Raw genomic sequence first — 17,985 nt, 5'->3', positions numbered from 1 at the left:
ATGGCGGGCGGTGCTGGAGAAGAGCCGGGCAATCGGATTCGCGCCGTCGGGTGCGAAAGGGCCGGTCGGCGCTCTCCGGGCACGAACATGACTATCGAAGGGCATCGATATGAAAATCATCAAGCGCAACGGTACCGAGGTCGCATTCGACATCGAGAAGATCTCGAACGCGATCCGCGGCGCCAACCGCGAGGTGAAAGAGCGCGAGCGCATGACGGAGCGCGAGATCGTCTTCGCGTCCCAGAACGTGGCGGAGGCATGCGAGAACGCCGGCCATACCGTGTCGGTCGAGGAGATCCAGGACCTCGTCGAGGACGAGATCATGGCGCTCGACCACTACGAGGTCGCCCGCCACTACATCATCTATCGCTACGTGCAGAGCCTGAAGCGCCAGAAGAACACCACCGACGACAAGATCTTGTCGCTCATCGAGTGCAACAACGAAGAGGTCAAGCAGGAGAACTCCAACAAGAACCCGACCGTGAACTCCGTGCAGCGCGACTACATGGCCGGCGAGGTCTCCAAGGACCTGACCCAGCGCGTGCTGCTGCCCTCCGACGTGGTCGACGCCCACAACGAGGGCCTCATCCACTTCCACGATTCCGACTACTTTGCGCAGCACATGCACAACTGCGACCTGGTGAATCTCGACGACATGCTGCAGAACGGCACGGTCATCTCCGGCACGCTCATCGAGCGCCCGCACAGCTTCTCGACCGCCTGCAACATCGCCACGCAGATCATCGCCCAGGTGGCCTCGTGCCAGTACGGCGGCCAGTCCATCTCGCTGACGCACCTGGCGCCGTTCGTCGACGTCTCGCGCCAGAAGATTCGCGGCCAGGTGCTGCGCGAGCTCGAGGAGCTCGGCGTGGACGCCTCCGAGGACAAGATCGCCTCCGTGGTCGAAGACCGCCTGCGCGACGAGATCCGCCGCGGCGTGCAGACCATCCAGTACCAGGTCGTGACCCTTATGACCACCAACGGCCAGGCACCGTTCGTCACGGTGTTCATGTACCTCAACGAGGCGCGCACGCCCGCCGAGAAGCACGATCTGGCCATGATCATCGAGGAGACCCTGCGCCAGCGCTACGAGGGCGTGAAGAACGAGGCTGGCGTGTGGATCACGCCCGCGTTCCCCAAGCTCATCTACGTGCTGGAGGAGGACAACATCCACGAGGACTCCCCGTACTTCTACCTGACGCAGCTCGCCGCCAAGTGCACCGCCAAGCGCATGGTGCCCGACTACATCTCCGAGAAGATGATGCGCAAGTACAAGCTGTCGAAGGGGGAGACCGAGGGCAACGGCGACTGCTACACCTGCATGGGCTGCCGCAGCTTCCTGACGCCCGACCGCTCCGGCAACGGGTTTGACAACGTGGCGCGCGCCAAGAACTACGAGCCGGGCAAGCCCAAGTACTACGGCCGCTTCAACCAGGGCGTCGTGACCATCAACCTGCCCGACGTCGCGCTGTCGTCCCACGGCGACGCGGACAAGTTCTGGGAGATCTTCGACGAGCGCCTGGAGCTCTGCCACAAGGCCCTCATGTGCCGTCACGAGCGCCTGAAGGGCACGCTGTCCGACGCGGCGCCGATCCTGTGGCAGTACGGCGCGCTCGCGCGCCTGGACAAGGGCGAGACCATCGACAAGCTGCTCTACGGCGGCTACTCCACGATCAGCCTGGGCTATGCGGGCCTGTACGAGTGCGTGAAGTTCATGACCGGTGCCTCCCACACCGACGAGCGCGGCAAGGACTTCGCCCTCAAGGTCATGCAGCACATGAACGACAAGTGCGCAGAGTGGAAGGCGGCGTCCGACATCGACTTCTCGCTGTACGGCACCCCGCTCGAGTCGACGACCTACAAGTTCGCCAAGTGCCTGCAGCGCCGCTTCGGCATCATCCCGGGCGTGACGGACAAGGGCTACATCACGAACTCCTACCACGTGCACGTTTCCGAGGAGATCGACGCGTTCGACAAGCTGAAGTTCGAAAGCGAGTTCCAGCAGCTGTCGCCCGGCGGCGCCATCTCCTACGTCGAGGTGCCCAACATGCAGGACAACCTCAAGGCCGTCATCCGCGTGATGCAGTACATCTACGACAACATCATGTACGCGGAGCTCAACACCAAGAGCGACTACTGCCAGGTGTGCGGCTACGACGGCGAGATCAAGATCGTGGAGGACGACGGCAAGCTGGTGTGGGAGTGCCCCAACTGCGGCAACCGCGACCAGGAGAAGCTCAACGTGGCGCGCCGCACCTGCGGCTACATCGGCACGCAGTTCTGGAACCAGGGCCGCACCGAGGAGATCCGCGACCGCGTGCTGCACCTGTAGTTCCGCGGTTCTACCGAACCGCGGAACTACTCGACGCTGCGCGGGCATCTGACGGGCGATCTGTCCCTCACTTGTCGGGCATGGCCTTAAGGCCTATGCCCTCCTCGTTCGGGTCACCTCGCCTCGTCAGATGCCCGCTCGCTGACTGAGTACTCTACCTAGAGGGCTGCTGTCGACATTGCATGATGGATCGTTGCTGGCACGGTGAGAAGTGGAGCACGCGTGAACTACGCCGAGATCAAGAACTTCGATATCGCCAACGGGGAGGGCGTGCGCACGACGCTGTTCGTCTCCGGATGCAGGCGCGGCTGCCCGGGGTGCTTCAACTCCGGCGCATGGAGCTTCGAGGCGGGCGAGCCGTTCACGCGCGAGGTGGAGGATGCGATCATCGAGAGCCTGGCGCCCGGCTACGTCGACGGGCTCACGATCCTGGGCGGTGAGCCCATGGAGCCCGAGAACCAGGCGGGGCTCGTCGAGTTCGTCGAGCGCGTCCGCGCGCGCTATCCGCGCGGCTGCGGCAAGACCATCTGGTGCTTCACGGGCGACACGCTCGACGAGCTCATGGAGGGCGGCCGCCATCGCACCGAGGTGACCGAGCGGCTGCTCGCCTGCATCGACATCCTGGTCGACGGGCCGTGGGTGCAGGAGCTCTACGACATCACGCTGCGGTTCCACGGGTCGTCCAACCAGCGGGTGATCGACCTCAACGCCACGCGCGAGGCCGCATCCGAGCTGGGCGTGCCACTGTCCGAGGCCGTGCGCCTCTGGCAGGACGAAGAGGTCTACAGCACGCACACGATGTAGGCGCGACCCGCCGCCGGGCCCGTCTCCAATGGCGGGTCCGGCAGCGGGCGTTGTGGTGGTACGATAACGCAGTCAGCGGCATGCGTTCGAAGGGATGTTCATGGTCGATCAAGAAAAGGTGCGCCAGGCGATCAGCCTGCTGCTCGAGGGCATCGGCGAGGACCCGACGCGCGAGGGGCTCATCGAGACGCCCGACCGCGTGGCGCGCATGTACGCCGAGCTCGCGGGCGGCATGGACCAGGACCCCGCGACGCATCTGGCCAAAACGTTCGCGGTCGAGGCGGACGACATGGTGATCGAGCGCGACATCACGTTCTACTCCCTGTGCGAGCACCATCTGCTGCCGTTTTACGGGAAGGTCGCCATCGGCTACATACCCGACGGGCGGGTTGCGGGCCTCTCCAAGCTCGCGCGCACCGTCGAGGTCTTCGCGCGCCGCCTGCAGCTGCAGGAGCGCCTGTGCTCCCAGATCGCCGACGCCCTCATGGAGGATCTCGGATGCCGCGGCGCCATCGTGCTCATCGAGGCGGAGCACATGTGCATGACGATGCGCGGCGTGCAGAAGCCGGGCACCAGTACGGTCACCTGCGCCCGCCGCGGCGCGTTCGCGGAGGACCCGTCGCTCGAGGAGCGCTTCTTCCGCATGCTGGGGCGCTAGTGGAGCGCTGCGGAAAGGCCGTCTGCGCGGCCATGCCACGGGCGGATGCCATCTGGCGCCACCCGGTCTTTCAGGAACATCTCGCCCGCATGCAGGAGCTCGAGCACATGCGCGCTTTCTGCCGCCATGACCTCGCGCACCTGATGGACGTGGCGCGCATCATGTGGATCGGCGTGCTGGAGGAGGGCGCGGACCTGCCGCGCGACGTCGTCTACGCCACGGCGCTTTTGCACGACATCGGGCGCGCGGCGCAGTACGAGACGGGCGAGCCGCACGATGTCGCCGGGGTGCGCATCGCGCGCGAAATAATGGGTACGGTAGATGGCGACCGTGCATTCTCGCCTGCGGAGCAGGACCTCATCACAGATGCCATCGGCGCGCACCGCGTATCCGATGCGGCCGTCTCGCCGCTCGGCAGCCTGCTGTATCGGGCCGACAAGCTGTCGCGCCCCTGCTTCGCCTGCCCCGCACGCCCCGAATGCAACTGGCCGACAGAACAGCAGAACCTCGCCGTCCGCATCTGATGGGGGCAAAGGGCTGGACGCCCTTTTGACCCTCTCGCATGCGGGGCGGGGACGAAAGGGGAGATTGCCATGGGCAAGAAGCATCAAAAGCATCTGCCGGAAAACGCCACGCCGACCGAGGGCGCGGAGCTCGCGCGGCGCGAGGCCGGGCTACCCGCCACGAGGACGGCCATAGCCCGCTGGACGGCGGCCGACCTGTCCGGAGCCGATAAGATCCAGATCGACGGCCTGGAGGTCTTCGCCAACCACGGCGTGTATTCCGAGGAGCGCGCGCTCGGCCAGAAGTTCATCGTCTCGCTCACGCTCTACACGAGCCTGCGCGAGGCGGGGCGCACCGATGACCTGCGCGCGTCGATCGATTACGGCAAGGTGTGCCACGAGGTCGACGATTTCCTGCGCGACCATACGTTCAAGCTGATCGAGGCCGTGGCAGAAGGCTTGGCCGATCGCCTGCTCGCCCGCCACGACGCGCTCGTGGGCGTCCGCGTGCGCCTGGAGAAGCCCTGGGCCCCGATCGGCCTGCCGCTGCGCACCGTCGCGGTGGAGATCGTCCGCACGAGGTAGCGGCTTCCATCCCAGGCGTGACAACAAGGCGGGGAATCGTCAACCCGGGCGGTCAGGCGGCCGCCCGGGTTGACGATTCTTCTGTCGTGCTGTCACGCCCGCACGCAACGATGTCCGCACGCCGTGGTACTATCGTCGATATATCGACGAGAGGAGGCGGGCGATGGAGTACCGGGAAACGGAACGTATCGAGTTTAAACGCACAGTTACCGAACGTATCGTCAGGACGATCATCGCATTTGCAAACGGAACCGGTGGAGACATCTATATCGGTATCGACGATTTTGGCCGGGTGATCGGCGTCGACGATATCGACAGCGAGATGCTCAAGGTCTCGAACCTCGTGCATGATGCCATCTGCCCACCGCTCGCGCACCTCGTGCATATCGAGCCCGTCAAGCTCGAGGGCAAAGACACCGTGCTCGTGTCCGTCGAGGCGGGTGATGAGAAGCCCTACTACCTGGCTTCAAAGGGCCTGGTTCCGGCTGGCGTGTTCATCCGCCTGGGGCCTGCGACCGTGCCGATGGGCCGCCGGGACATCCGGCGCATGATCCGCGAAGCCGACGATGATTTTTTCGAGACGCGCCACGCAAGGGTGCAGGAGCTCACCTTCGACGAGGCCGGGCGCGTCTTCCGGGAGCACGGCGCCGAGTTCTCCCCGGAACGCTTTCGGGCGCTCGGTATGCTCGCCCGCGACGGGTTCTACTCGAATCTCGCCCTGCTCGTCTCCGACCAGAACCCCTTCACCCTGAAGTGCGCCGTCTTCAACGACGACGCCGGCACCGAGTTTTTGAACCGCATCGAGTGCGAGGGGTCGATCCTCGGCCAGTACGAGCGGGCGCTCGGCTTTTTGCGCCTCGCGAACAACCTCAGGTCGTATTTCCCGTCGAACACGAGGATCGATCAGCGCGACTATCCTGATGACGCGCTGCGCGAGGGCCTGCTCAACGCCATCATCCACCGCGATTACGATGAGAGCCTCTGCGTGCCCACGCTGGTGAAGATGTACCGCACGGAGCTTTCGTTCACCTCGTTCGGAGGCCTGTTCGGCATCACCGCGCAACAGGCCATCACGCGGGAGTCCTCGCCGCGAAACCCCCGGTTGCTGGCGCTGTTCGGCCGCTTGGGAGAAGTCGAGGCGTACGGGTCCGGCCTTCCCAAGATCTGGAAGCTGTATGAACACGAGGGGCTTGCAGCGCGTATCGAGGCAGAGGGCTCCTTCTTCACGCTCGTGCTGCCGAACGTCAACACGACGCGCAACCCGCACATGAGCCTGACGGCGAACAGCGGCCCCGATCTTCGCGGGGGCCAGGAGGCTTTCGACGAACTCGATGCGATGGGGGCTCTGCCCGTGCGCGTGAAGGCGGCATATGACCGGGCGCGTGCGGAGAGGTGCGCGCTCGATCGTGCACAAGAGGGAACTCGCGCGGCGGACGCGGCCGGACGGGAGGTCGCCGGCGCCCCGGCGGGCGTTCGGGTCACGCATATGGAACGCATCGGGGACAGCCCTGCGGATACGGGCCCGCGTCGTCTCGAGCGGTTCATGATAGCCTTCGCACTCGAACGAGGCGATTTCTCGCGCGAGGAAGCTCAGCGGGCGCTTGACGTCGGACGCGACACGGCGCTCAAGGTCATCAACGGTATGGTGGCCTCCGGAGCGCTGGTCAAGTCGGGGCGCGCCCGGGCGGTTCGCTATCGAGCTTCGGATGAGCTGCGGCAACAGGAAGCTGTCGGGTAGTGCGAGAGTCCCAGGATGCGGGCGGATACGGCGCCGACCCGCGCCCGCGCCCGTTCGTCTCGAATACCTTTACCGATGCTGACAGGGGCGAATGCGCTTTCTACAATGGTTCAAGATCTTCGACCGTTGACGTGAGGAGGCAGCACCATGCGCGATCCCTGCGACTCCGAGCGGGAGTCCATCGAGCCCCGCGAGCCTGCGGATTCGGCCTGGGACGCCTTCGCGCCGCGGCGCATGACGGAGCTTGCCGAGGAGTTCTCCTCATGCCGCCAGGTGTTCATCGCGCTCGGCAACGAGAGCCGCCAGCAGATCTTCATCGAGCGGCTGCGCCATTGGGGAGGCATGCGCGTGGGTGAGCTCACCGTGTGCGTCAACCTGTCGCGCCCGGCCGTCTCGCATCATCTCAAGGTGCTGCGCGAGGCGGGCCTCGTGGATATGTACGAGGTGGGAACCAGAAACTTCTATCACGTGAGCGCCGATCTGGCCCTGTGGGCGCGGATGGCGCGCCTGGCAGGCGACGCGGAGGGGTTCGTGAGACAGGTCGCGCGCCGCGCCGAGAGTGCGGGGGATGGCTGCGGCGGCAAGCGGGTCGAATAGGAATCCGGAGAAAGGGGAGAGGGTGCCATGGAAATCGATACGAGCTCTTTCGGGACGGTCGATGCGCTTGCGCGCTGGGACGATGCCCATCTGCTTGACGCCATGGAGGCGCGCCATTCGGTGCGCAGCTACCGAGATAAGAGAATCGATGCCGATGCGCTGCGGGAGCTCCAGTCCGTCATAGACGGCTGCAACGAGGCGGCAGGGCTGAGCTTCACGCTCGTCGCAGACGACCCGTCCGCGTTCGACGGCGCCCTCGCTCACTACGGGTCGTTTCGCGGGGTGCGCAACCACGTGGCGCTCATCGGGCGCAAGGGCCCGCGCCTGGATGAGACGGTCGGGTATTACGGGGAGCAGGTCGTGCTCGCCGCCCAGCTGCTGGGCCTCAACACCTGCTGGGTCGCCATGACCTACCGCAAACGGGGCGCCGCCCGCACGATGCCAGGCGAGGCGCGTCCGGCGATCCTCGCGCTCGGGTACGGCGAGACGTCCGGCGCGTCCCATAAGGTCAAGCCCGTGACGAGCCTGTGCCGTGTGCCGGGCGGACCTGCGGCCATGCCGGAATGGTTCGCAGCCGGCATGCGTGCCGCCCAGCTCGCCCCGACGGCCATGAACCAGCAGGCGTTCTCGTTCGAGCTCGTCGAGGGCGAGGTGCCCGGCGTGCGGGCGCGCTTGGGGCTGGGGCCGTGCGCAAAGATCGATCTGGGCATCGCTCGCTGCCATTTCGAGATCGGCGCGCGCTCTGTCGTCGCGCTGGCGGTGGGTAGCGGCGCGATAAGCCGAGGGGTCTGCCGCACGCGGCTCACGATCGGCGAAGCAGCGCGGAAGCCTCGCGATTCCTCGGGCAGTAGGTGTCGAGCAGCGCGTGGAAGCGCGCGTTGTGGCTCGGCTCGATGAGGTGCACGAGCTCGTGGGTGACGACCATCTCCAGGCAAAGCGGAGGATAGGCCGCCAGGCGCGCGTTGATACGGATGGCACGGGTCGCAGGCGTGCACGACCCCCAGCGGGTCTTCATGGACCGGATGCTCCAGCTGCTCGCATGCACGCCCATGGTCGCCTCGACGCGTTCGACCACCTCGGGCAGCGCGCGCTCGATCTCGCGCCGATACAGCTTGTCGACGAGGCGCCCGTACTCGTCGGGCGACATGCGGGCAGGCACGGACGGCCCGTCCTGCAGCATGGCTCTGAATGTCGAGGGGCGCGCTGCAGCGCCGTGGTGGATGCCCGCGTCATCGAGCGCGCGTTCCGTCGGCACCGGCGCTCCCCACAGCATGACGGTTTCGAGCTCTTCGGGGTGGAGCGGGGCGGAAATGACCTCGCGTCTGCGCCGCACGCGCTCGACGATCCACGCGCTCTTGCGGTCCAAGAACTCCTGCGCGGCGGCAACGCTCGTGCGCGCAGGGATGCTCATCGCCACGGAACCGTCCCCGCGTACGCGCAGGTTGAGGTTGCGCACGCGCTTGCGCGTGACGGTCACAGGGATGCGCTGTCCGGCGCCATCGACGTAGAGCGTGAAGGTTGAAGCCGAAAGGGCTGCTGTGCGTTTCATGCGGCACAGCATAGCACGCTCGCCTGCCCTGTGCGGACCCTGCCGTGAATTCTCCGTGACGCAGCGGCGGTTTGCCGTGGTCAGGCGCTTAGGCGCCCGCGGCGGCGAGAGGGCATGCGGGGTCGCGTCGCTATAATGGGTGCCCCTTGCACGCGCGGCGCCTCGTCGCCCGATCGGAAAGGACAGATGGCCATGATCAAGGTTGCGATCCTCTTCGGTGGCATCTCCACCGAGCACGATATCTCGCTCAAATCCGCCGACAACGTCATCGCGCAGCTGCCGCGCGACCGCTTCGAGCCGGTTCTCATCGGCATCGACCGCGACGGCGCGTGGTTCCACTATTCGGGCGATGTCGCGGATATTGTGACCGGCGCATGGGAGGACCACGACGTGAACCCCGTGGTGCTCATCCCCGGCTGCAGCGAGGACGCACGCGGCGGCTTCATGGAGCTTGTCGAAGGCGAGTTCGTGGAGCTGCCGGTCGATGTGGCGCTGCCCGTGCTCCATGGCCAGGGCGGCGAGGACGGCACGGTGCAGGGCACGCTCGAGGCGTGCGGCGTGCCGTATGTCGGCTGCGGCGTGCTCGCCTCCGCGGTATGCATGGACAAGGACGCGTCCCACCGTCTGGCGGCGGCCGCCGGCGTTCGCTCGCCCAAGTGCGAAGTGCTCTATCGCGGCGCCTCCGACGAGGCGTGTCATGCCGTCGTCGAGAAGTGCGGCGGCTACCCCGTGTTCGTGAAGCCCGCTCGCGGGGGCTCGTCCATCGGCGTCTCCAAGGCCTCCGATGACGCGGCCTACCGCGCCGCGCTCGATGCCGCGTTCGAGCTCGACGAGAAGGTCGCCGTCGAGGAGGCCATCACGGGCGTCGAGGTGGGGTGCGCCGTCATGGGCGACTCCATCCACGGCATCACGATGGGCGAGGTCGACGAGATCGTCATCACCGGGGACGGTTTCTTCCGTATCCATCTGGAGAAGGATCCCGGCGCCAACACCGAGCTGCGGTGTCCCGCCGACCTTCCCGCCGACGTCATGGCCCGCGTCCGCGAGGCGGGTCGCACGGTCTACGAGGCGCTCGGTTGCTCCGGGTTCGCGCGCGTGGACCTGTTCGTGACACCGGAGGGCGAGGTCGTCTTCAACGAGGTCAACTCCACGCCGGGAATGACCTATTACTCGCGCTTCCCGCAGATGATGCGCGTTGCGGGCCACGATCTGGGCGAGGTGCTCGCCGAGTTGATCGACGCCAAGCTGCACGGGTAGCGCCAAGGGCGCGTGCCTGCCGCTTATCTGTATAGCCCCAGGCGGCCGGAGCGCTCAGCGGCGCGGTGGGGTCGGGGTATAATGCCGGAAATTCCGGCATTATACCCCTGTTTTTATATATTGCATTTAATAGAATACTCTTGAATTGCTGCCTGAACGAAAAAGGGACTTTTGGGTACATGTTTTCCGGTTGGTTGAGTAGCCCACCTTCTGCATATGGCAACATATCTAAATCAGTATGTTATACATTATGCTGATGAGGGTCTACTCGGCGGACCGGAAAACATGTACCCAAAAGCTCCCTTTTCGTTTCGTGGCCGGTGCTCAGATGCCGGTATCTGGGCGATTCACGGTCCGCACTGCGCGAAATCCCGGCATGCGGCCGCTTACAGGCGCTGCGCCTGGTCTTTCAGTAGGTCGGACGCGGTTTTAACTGCGTTGTTCGCATGTTCGAGGAAGTTGCGGTACGAGTCCGTGAGGTCCCTGATCTCGTCGATGCTCATGCCGCCCGACGCCTGCTCGAGCTCCCTGTCCGCAAGGGCGTCGCGATCGCGTGCTGTGGAATCTGCCATGATCTCATCCTTTCATCGGGCGGGGCGCCGGGCCAGCAGGTGCCGACCGGCTGCTTGCGCGACCTGCCCCGGCTCCGGGCCGGGAGCTTTTCTAGGCCATGGTACCCGAATTTGTGTGCATATCTCGCTCGATGGCACGAATGCGCCGCGCGCGGCATGATTGCGGCGCATGGGGTATAGTGCCCACTGCATGTCTGCGCCCACAAGGGGCGAGACGGTATGACAGAAACGAGGATGCACATGTCCAACGACGGCAAGAAGGTCCGCGCGCACTACCGCGGTACGCTTGACGACGGCACGCAGTTCGATTCCAGCTACGATCGCGGCGAGCCGATCGAGTTCATCTGCGGCGCCCATCAGATGATCGCCGGTTTCGACGCGGCGGTGATGGATATGGAGGTGGGCGAGAAGAAGACCGTCCATATCCCGGCCGACCAGGCCTACGGTCAGCACCGCAAGGAGCTCGTCTTCAGGATTCCGGCCGATCAGGTGCCCAACATCGACCAGGTGCATGCGGGCGACCACGTCTACCTGTCCGGCCCCGCGGGCCAGCCGATCCCCGCGGTCGTGCTCGAGGTGAACGACGAGGGCGTCATGCTCGACGCGAACCACGAGATGGCAGGCAAGGACCTCAACTTCGAGATCGAGCTCGTCGAGGTGTTCGACTAGAGACGAGCCATCCGCATCGCGTCGCGCTTCATGCCGCTTTACCGCAAGCCCTGCACCGCTGTCCGGTGCAGGGCTATTTGTTTGCTATATCAAACTTTTTGAGGTAGTATGAGTTCACTATAACTAACTAACCGATCGAAAGGGTTGCGACATGCGGTTGCGCGAATCGGGCGAGGATTATCTCGAGGCCATCTTGGTGCTCCAGCAGGAGCGCGGAGCTGTTCGCGCCATCGACATCGCCGAGCATCTCGGGGTGACCAAGGCAAGCGTCTCCAAGGCCCTGTCGACGTTGGAGGGCAAGGGGTTCATCGAGGTCGTCAAGCGCGACGTCCGACTCACCGAGGCGGGGGCGCAGGTGGCGCACGAGATCCTGGAGCGGCACGTCTTCTTCCGCGACCTGCTTATCGCAGCCGGCGTCGAGCCGGAGCTCGCGGCCGAGGAGGCCTGTCACATGGAGCACTGCCTGTCCGAGGACAGCTTCCAAAAGCTCAAGGCGCATATGGCCTAGTAGTGTTATTAGGTGCAATGGGGGACGGGGCCGGCTCAACCCACGTCGGCGCAGCGCGCCGCCATGGGTTGAACCGGCCCCGTCCCCACATGACCCACGGGAGCGCGGAGCTCTAGACCCCCTTCACCCGCATGGCGCGCATCGCGTTCAGGATCGCGATGATCGCCACGCCGACGTCGCCGAACACCGCGAGCCACATGTTTGCCACGCCGATCGCCGCGAGCAGCAGGATCGCGATCTTCACCGCGAGCGCGAACACGATGTTCTGCCACACGATACGCATGGTCTTACGCGCGATGCGGATGGCGCGGGCGATCTTGGACGGCTTGTCGTCCATGAGGACCACGTCGGCGGCCTCGATGGCGGCGTCCGATCCCATGGCCCCCATGGCGATGCCCACGTCCGCGCGGGTGAGCACCGGCGCGTCGTTGATGCCGTCGCCCACGAACGCGAGCTTGGCGTCGCCGCGTTCGAAGCCGAGCAGATGCTCGACGGCGCTGACCTTGTCGGCGGGCAGGAGCTGGGCATGGACCTCGTCGAGCCCGAGCTTTTCGCCCACGGCCTCGGCGACGTCGCGCCGGTCTCCGGTGAGCATGACGCACTTGGTCACGCCGGCGGCATGCAGGTCGCGTATGGTCTGCTCGGCATCGTCTTTCACCACGTCGGCGATCACGATGTGGCCGATGTAGCGGCCGTCGACCGTGACGTGCAGAATGGTCCCGGTCAGGTCGCATTCGTGCCAGCGGGCGCCGTGCTCGGCCATGAGCTTGTCGTTGCCGACCATGACCACGTGCTCATCAACGTGCGCGGACACGCCGTGGCCCGACTCCTCCTTGACGTCGCGGATGCGCGCCTGGTCGATCTCGCCGGAGTACGCCTGGCGCACGGACACCGCGATGGGGTGATCGGAGAACGCCTCGGCATATGCGGCGTTGGAGAGCACGTAATCGGGGTCGACGCCCGCCTCGGGATGGATGGCGACCACGTTGAACGTGCCGTTCGTGAGCGTGCCCGTCTTGTCGAACACCACGGTATCGACCTTGGAGAGCAGCTCCAGGTAGTTCGAGCCCTTGACGAGGATGCCGAGCTTGGAAGCGCCGCCGATGCCGCCGAAAAACGACAGCGGCACGCTGATCACCAGGGCGCAGGGGCAGGAGACCACCAAAAACGTGAGGCCGCGCAGGATCCAATCGGACCAGGCGCCCATGCCGAGCACAGGCGGGATCACGGCGAGCAGCACGGCGGCGCCGGTGACGATCGGCGTGTACCAGCGGGCGAAGCGCGTGATGAAGTTCTCGGTCCGCGCCTTCTTCTCGCTCGCGTTCTCCACGAGCTCGAGGATGCGCGAGACGGTGGATTCTCCGAACGGCTTGGTCGTGCGGATGTGCAGCATGCCGGTCATGTTGATGCAGCCGGAGATGACGTCGGCGCCCGGCTCCACGTGGCGGGGGATGGACTCGCCGGTGAGCGCGGCGGTGTCGAGCTGGCTTACGCCCTCGGTGATGACGCCGTCGATCGGCACGCGCTCGCCGGGCTTGACGACGATGATGTCGCCGACCTGGACCTCATCGGGGTCGACCTCGACGAGCTGCCCGTCCTGCTCGATGTTGGCGTAGTCGGGGGCGATGTCCATCATGGCGCTGATGGACTTGCGGCTCTGGCCCACGGCATAGCTCTGGAACAGCTCGCCGACCTGGTAGAACAGCATGACCGCGGCGCCTTCCGCCATGTGCGGCTCGGCCTCGGGGAAAAACACCATGGCGAAGGCACCGATGGTCGCCACCGTCATGAGGAAGCTCTCGTCGAACGCCTGGCCGTGGCGGATGTTGCGCCATGCCTTCTGCAGGACGTCGTAGCCGGCGATGAGGTAGGGGATGAGGAAGAGCGCGAAGCTTGCGTACAGGTCGCCGGGCGCTCCGAAGATGGCGCCGAGCACGCCGAGCTCTTCGACGGCGTACACGACGATGAAGATGACGAGCGCGAGGACGATGCGGTTCCTCCAGCGCTTCTGTTTCTTGTTCATGGTTCGATCACCTGAATGGGTCTATACTTGCCGTGTCAACGGTATGAGATGTGCCGGTTGATTCGAGCCGCCCGCGCCTGCCCGCGCGGGCGGCTTTTTCGTATCCTCTAACGCAGGATCTCGCAGTCGGGTTCAAGATCGGCGGTGAGCTTGACCACGCGGTCGAGCACCTCGTCGAACCGGTCGTCGGCGGCGGTGAGGGTGAGCTTTTGCGTCATGAAGTTGACGCTTGCCTTCTCGACGCCGTCGAGCTTCGAGATGGCGTCCTCGAGCTTCTGGGCGCAGTTGGCGCAATCGATTTCGTCGAGCTTGAAGGACTTGCGCATGATGGTTCCTTTCGGTCGTTATTCGCAGATATGGCTCATGCCCTGGTTGAGCATGGTGTACACGTGGTCGTCGGCGAGCGAGTAGTTGATGTTGCGACCGTCGCGCCGGAATTTGACGAGGTGCGACTGCTTGAGGATGCGCAGCTGGTGCGACACGGCCGACTGGGACGTTTCCGTCGCAGCGGCGATGTCGGCCACGCACAGCTCGCGGCCCATGAGGGCGTAGAGGATCTTGATGCGCGTGGTGTCCGAGAACACCTTGAACAGGTCCGCGAGGTCGTACAGAAGCTCCTCGTCGGGAAGGTCCTCAGGCGAGCAGGTCGTGGCGAGCTCCGCGGGCTCATGGGCGGTGGCCGTCATGTCTCCGCCGTCCAATTGTTGCTGTCGCGCGCTCATTTTTGCCTCCTTTCTCATATGAACAGACATTCATATTTCTGTCAGCTCCGATTATATGAGCGCATGTTCATATGTCAAGGGTTTTTTCCAGATGATGGGTTGGCTGGGGACGGGTTCGTTTCAACCCATCGCGCACAAAAACGCGGGCCCTTGCCGGAATGCCATCCGGCAAGGGCCCGCGTTGCAAACGGATATGAAACGTCTCGCTTACGCCTTGAACATGGACTTGCGATTGAACTCTGCCTGCACGGTGCGCAGCATGAGGTCCGTGTCGTCGAGGCCGAGGTGCTGCTCGGCGGCGTCGGCGGCAAGCGTGCCGCGGCGACGTGCCCAGTTCTCCAGGCTCGCGGGCGCGCTCTCGCGCGGTAGGGTGCGAACCTCCTCGTCGATGGAGCGGCAGATCTGGCGCGTATCGATGGGCAGAATCTTGCCCGCGCGGCGCAGCTCGGCGTAACCGGGCAGATGCATCATGAACCACGAATCCTCGAACGCCGCGTTGTGTGCCATGAACGGATACTTCTTCATGAGCTTGATGAGCGCCTTGTGCAGCTCCTTGTCCTCGCGGAACGGCGTCTTGCCCTCGACGTCAGACCACGTGATGTGGTGGATGTCGGCCAAGGGGATGCCCGCTTCGCGGTACATCTCGGGCAGACCGCAGTAGTGGGCCTCGGCATCGTGGGGCACCGCGTCGCTCGTGAGCTCCATGATCTCCCAGCCCACGTTGATGATGTAGCCGCGCTCTGGCGCGCGGCCGGTGGTCTCGATATCGATGCCGAGCACGCAGCCCTTGATGGGCTTGCGGACCCATTCGACCGCGTAGGCGTCGCGGTCGCCGCGGACGGCGCGCGCCACGACGCCGGCGCCGCGGCCCTGCAGCTTGCCGATGCCCGCGCAGGTGTCGGCATCGGAAAGCGAGCGCGCGAGCAGCGGGGAGGACAGGTTGCGCAGGCGCGCCTCTCCGATCTGGTCGCACAGCTCGCGGTTGCGGTCGGCGAGCTCCAGGATCACGTCGAACGAGAACCCGGGCTCGTCGTTCACGCGCCACTCGTCGATGAGGGCCTTCATGGCCTCCTCGCCGCGCTGGCGCTCCGACTCCATGGCGTCGTAGTCGCCGTAGATGAACATGGGGATAAAGGGCTGCATCGAGTACTCGAGTGCCTGATTGACGTTCACGCTGCTCACCTCTCGTGTTCTTGTGAATAGTTTGCCATGTGCAACTAACGTGGATACAATACCGGAACTTGTGTTGATGCCGGAACATCCTCGGTCGTTTCACACACGGCGTACAAATGGGTACTAACCTTATCTGCCGGAAGACGATTATACGAAAGGGAGCTGCGCTCCATGGAACTTCTTCTTCATCTGCTTGAGCATGCGGTCGAGGACACCTTGCCGCTCGTGCCGTTCCTGCTGGTAACCTATCTGGCGCTCGAGGCGCTTGAGCACGCGGCGGGCGAGCGCGTCAACGCGGCCGTGCGTCGTGCGGGCGCGGCGGGCCCGGTGGTGGGAGCGCTGCTCGGCATCGTGCCACAGTGCGGGTTCTCCGCTATGGGTGCGACGCTGTACGCGGGACGCGTCATCACGCTCGGCACGCTCGTCGCGGTCTTCTTGTCGACGTCCGACGAGATGCTGCCGATGCTTCTGGCGGAGCGGACCGACGCCGACTCGCTTGCCTTCGTGCTGCTCGCCAAGGCGGCGGTCGCCGCGATCACCGGCCTGGGCATCGATCTCGGCCTGCGCGTGCTGCGCAGGAACGCACGCGCCCACGCCGCGCTGCGCCGTGCCGCGCGCGGCGCCGAGGCGGGGCGCGACCTGCTCGACGAGATGGCCGAAGCAGGCGAGGGCGCCTCGCACATCCATCGTCTGTGCGAGCACGACCACTGCGGGTGCGACGACGACGCCGACCATCACGACCATGCGCATGAGGGGCATGGGCACGACCATGGTCACGGCGCCCTGCGCTCGATCGTGCTGAGCGCCGTGTCCCACACCGTGCAGGTGACCGTCTTCATCTTCGTTGTGACGTTCGCGCTCATCGCGATTCTCGAGACGGTGGGAGAGGGGGCGCTCGCCTCGTTCGTCGCCGGCAACCAGGCGCTCGCGGTGTTCGCCTCGGCGCTTGTCGGTCTCGTCCCGAACTGCGCGGCAAGCGTGGTCATCACGCAGCTGTACTTGGAGGGCGTGCTCGGGTTCGGACCGCTCATGGCCGGCACGCTCGTATCGGCGGGCGTGGGCTTTTTGGTGCTGTTCCGCACGAACCACAACGCGCGCGAGAACGTCATCATCTTGGCCCTGCTGTACGTGATCGCGGTGGTCTGGGGCCTCGTGCTGATGGCAGCGGGGCTGTAGGGCAGGGCGGATGGATCCGTGCGGAGGCGCGAGGTCGCCTCGGAGCGTCCCAGCCGTGCGAACGGGTCCTCCGTTATCACCCGCTGATGGCAAAGTGGCTAGAAATTTCTATTTTGCTGTAAGAAACCCCGTGCCGATGTGCCTGGAGCCTGTGCTTCCGGTTCATCTCCCCTTGACGGGGCCCGATTCGGGACGAAAGGGCCTCTCATCCCGCCGTCAGAACCAGCCAATATAGCCAAACCGGCCGACTCGGACATCCGGATCAGAATCGACGAACAGCAAATTCGAAATATCTAGCCACTTTTGCGCAACGTGGTGCAACCGAGGGTGACGTAGCTCATGTTCGGTGCGATGGCGGATCGGCGCTGTCGTCTTCCGGAGCTGTCCGGCGGCACCTCATGCACGGGAGGGTGCCCCCATAGAGACCGCGCATCGACAGTGAGCCGTGCGATCAGCGCTTCACGAAGCCAGGAGCTGTGATAGGTTGCGAACGAACCGCTCGCGATCCTCGTCGGTAAACGCCGCCGGACCCCGCGTGCGCCCGCCGGCCCGTCGCACCTTCTTCTCTTCGTGGCGGATGAACAGGTCCATGTCGATCGTCGCCCTCGAGTACACGCGTCCGCGCGCCCCGATGGCCGCCGCTCCGCGCCCGAGCACCATGCTTGCCAGCCCGATATCCTGCGTGACGACCACGTCGTCAGGCTGCAGGCGCTCGATGATGGCGAAGTCCGCGCTGTCGGCACCAATCGACACGTCGACGATGTCGACCCAAAACCCGGGGCGATCAGCCGTGCGCCCGCGGGCATGCTCGGCGTCGCGCGGGTCGTCGCGCCTGATGTGCCGCGCAAGGTTCTGCGTGGTGTTGCCGACGATGATGACGGGAATATGGGCGCGTCGTGCGCAGGTGAGCGCCTCGCGCAGGACGGGACAGGCGTCAGCATCAATATAGAGCGTGCGGATGCGGGCCATGCGTCTCCTTGCTCGGTGTCTGCGCGCCACGGTCGCGGTGCGCATCGCTTTCGCTGAGGACATCGATTATCGCACATGCGCATCAAGGGGGGCACCGAACCGTGGGGCAGGCGAAGGGTACAGCAACCGGCGCCCCTCCCGAAAAGCGCC

General features: G+C 65.2%; 19 protein-coding genes. 12 read left to right on the top strand and 7 right to left on the bottom strand.

Annotated features, from left to right (window positions below; genetic code table 11):
- The first annotated feature begins 109 nt into the window (after positions 1-109).
- The 8 genes from nrdD to B5F74_RS02755 all read left to right on the top strand — a co-directional run bounded on the left by nrdD (position 110) and on the right by B5F74_RS02755 (position 8,114).
- Positions 110-2,332 carry an anaerobic ribonucleoside-triphosphate reductase gene (gene nrdD / locus B5F74_RS02790; protein WP_087199843.1) on the top strand — a complete coding sequence of 741 codons (2,223 nt, stop codon included), beginning with the start codon at positions 110-112 and terminating at the stop codon, positions 2,330-2,332.
- Between the two features lie 222 nt (positions 2,333-2,554).
- Positions 2,555-3,136: an anaerobic ribonucleoside-triphosphate reductase activating protein gene (gene nrdG / locus B5F74_RS02785; RefSeq protein ID WP_087199841.1), complete on the top strand. Its 582-nt coding sequence runs from the start codon at positions 2,555-2,557 to the stop codon at positions 3,134-3,136.
- Between the two features lie 100 nt (positions 3,137-3,236).
- Complete coding sequence (folE, locus tag B5F74_RS02780) at positions 3,237-3,794, top strand: GTP cyclohydrolase I FolE (protein WP_087199839.1); 558 nt, start codon at positions 3,237-3,239, stop codon at positions 3,792-3,794.
- Positions 3,794-4,318 carry an HD domain-containing protein gene (locus tag B5F74_RS02775; RefSeq protein WP_239283326.1) on the top strand — a complete coding sequence of 175 codons (525 nt, stop codon included), beginning with the start codon at positions 3,794-3,796 and terminating at the stop codon, positions 4,316-4,318. The genes folE and B5F74_RS02775 overlap by 1 nt, the downstream gene beginning before the upstream one ends.
- 69 nt (positions 4,319-4,387) lie before the next feature.
- Positions 4,388-4,882 (top strand): dihydroneopterin aldolase, encoded by a 495-nt coding sequence (gene folB / locus B5F74_RS02770; RefSeq protein ID WP_087199837.1) that lies wholly within the window; start codon positions 4,388-4,390, stop codon positions 4,880-4,882.
- 163 nt (positions 4,883-5,045) lie between these two features.
- Positions 5,046-6,620, top strand: coding sequence for an RNA-binding domain-containing protein (locus B5F74_RS02765; protein WP_087199834.1), 1,575 nt, complete (start codon positions 5,046-5,048; stop codon positions 6,618-6,620).
- Positions 6,621-6,767: 147 nt separating this feature from the next.
- A complete protein-coding gene (locus B5F74_RS02760) occupies positions 6,768-7,217 on the top strand; it encodes a metalloregulator ArsR/SmtB family transcription factor (RefSeq protein ID WP_087199832.1) in 450 nt (149 codons plus the stop codon).
- 27 nt (positions 7,218-7,244) lie between these two features.
- Positions 7,245-8,114 (top strand): nitroreductase family protein, encoded by an 870-nt coding sequence (locus B5F74_RS02755; RefSeq protein WP_087199830.1) that lies wholly within the window; start codon positions 7,245-7,247, stop codon positions 8,112-8,114.
- On the opposite strand, the gene B5F74_RS02750 is transcribed toward B5F74_RS02755, so the two are convergent.
- Positions 8,020-8,766, bottom strand: a complete 747-nt coding sequence (locus tag B5F74_RS02750; RefSeq protein WP_087199964.1) for a SprT family zinc-dependent metalloprotease — start codon at positions 8,764-8,766, stop codon at positions 8,020-8,022. The two genes, B5F74_RS02755 and B5F74_RS02750, sit on opposite strands and share 95 nt — an antisense overlap.
- Before the next feature lie 192 nt (positions 8,767-8,958).
- On the opposite strand from B5F74_RS02750, the gene B5F74_RS02745 reads away from it, so the two are divergent.
- On the top strand, positions 8,959-10,023 hold the full coding sequence (locus B5F74_RS02745; protein WP_204212401.1) for a D-alanine--D-alanine ligase family protein: 1,065 nt from the start codon (positions 8,959-8,961) through the stop codon (positions 10,021-10,023).
- A gap of 386 nt (positions 10,024-10,409) precedes the next feature.
- Here B5F74_RS02745 and B5F74_RS02740 read toward each other — a convergent pair whose 3' ends face one another.
- Positions 10,410-10,595, bottom strand: a complete 186-nt coding sequence (locus B5F74_RS02740; RefSeq protein ID WP_066834284.1) for a hypothetical protein — start codon at positions 10,593-10,595, stop codon at positions 10,410-10,412.
- A 240-nt stretch (positions 10,596-10,835) separates the two neighbouring features.
- Here B5F74_RS02740 and B5F74_RS02735 point away from each other — a divergent pair, with 240 nt between their 5' ends.
- Positions 10,836-11,264, top strand: a complete 429-nt coding sequence (locus B5F74_RS02735) for a peptidylprolyl isomerase (RefSeq protein WP_087199826.1) — start codon at positions 10,836-10,838, stop codon at positions 11,262-11,264.
- A gap of 151 nt (positions 11,265-11,415) precedes the next feature.
- The gene (locus tag B5F74_RS02730) at positions 11,416-11,772 is read left to right on the top strand and encodes a metal-dependent transcriptional regulator (RefSeq protein ID WP_087199824.1); all 357 of its coding nucleotides are present in this window, start codon (positions 11,416-11,418) and stop codon (positions 11,770-11,772) included.
- A 112-nt stretch (positions 11,773-11,884) separates the two neighbouring features.
- Here B5F74_RS02730 and B5F74_RS02725 read toward each other — a convergent pair whose 3' ends face one another.
- From B5F74_RS02725 to B5F74_RS02710, 4 genes are all read right to left on the bottom strand, one after another.
- Positions 11,885-13,795 (bottom strand): heavy metal translocating P-type ATPase, encoded by a 1,911-nt coding sequence (locus B5F74_RS02725; protein ID WP_087199822.1) that lies wholly within the window; start codon positions 13,793-13,795, stop codon positions 11,885-11,887.
- Between the two features lie 107 nt (positions 13,796-13,902).
- Positions 13,903-14,121, bottom strand: coding sequence for a cation transporter (locus tag B5F74_RS02720; RefSeq protein ID WP_066834292.1), 219 nt, complete (start codon positions 14,119-14,121; stop codon positions 13,903-13,905).
- 18 nt (positions 14,122-14,139) lie between these two features.
- On the bottom strand, positions 14,140-14,481 hold the full coding sequence (locus tag B5F74_RS02715) for a metalloregulator ArsR/SmtB family transcription factor (RefSeq protein WP_087199962.1): 342 nt from the start codon (positions 14,479-14,481) through the stop codon (positions 14,140-14,142).
- A gap of 243 nt (positions 14,482-14,724) precedes the next feature.
- Positions 14,725-15,690: a DNA polymerase III subunit epsilon gene (locus tag B5F74_RS02710; RefSeq protein ID WP_087199820.1), complete on the bottom strand. Its 966-nt coding sequence runs from the start codon at positions 15,688-15,690 to the stop codon at positions 14,725-14,727.
- Between the two features lie 171 nt (positions 15,691-15,861).
- Here B5F74_RS02710 and B5F74_RS02705 point away from each other — a divergent pair, with 171 nt between their 5' ends.
- Positions 15,862-16,866, top strand: a complete 1,005-nt coding sequence (locus tag B5F74_RS02705; RefSeq protein WP_087199818.1) for a putative manganese transporter — start codon at positions 15,862-15,864, stop codon at positions 16,864-16,866.
- A gap of 459 nt (positions 16,867-17,325) precedes the next feature.
- Here the strand turns inward: B5F74_RS02705 and B5F74_RS02700 are convergent, their stop codons facing one another.
- Positions 17,326-17,835, bottom strand: a complete 510-nt coding sequence (locus B5F74_RS02700; protein WP_087199816.1) for a DUF188 domain-containing protein — start codon at positions 17,833-17,835, stop codon at positions 17,326-17,328.
- Positions 17,836-17,985 lie beyond the last annotated feature (150 nt).

The organism is Collinsella sp. An271 (genome assembly GCF_002159695.1).
Taxonomy (GTDB): domain Bacteria; phylum Actinomycetota; class Coriobacteriia; order Coriobacteriales; family Coriobacteriaceae; genus Collinsella; species Collinsella ihumii.
The sequence above is the reverse complement of the archived record's forward strand: the minus strand, read 5'-3'. Positions and strand labels throughout refer to the sequence as shown.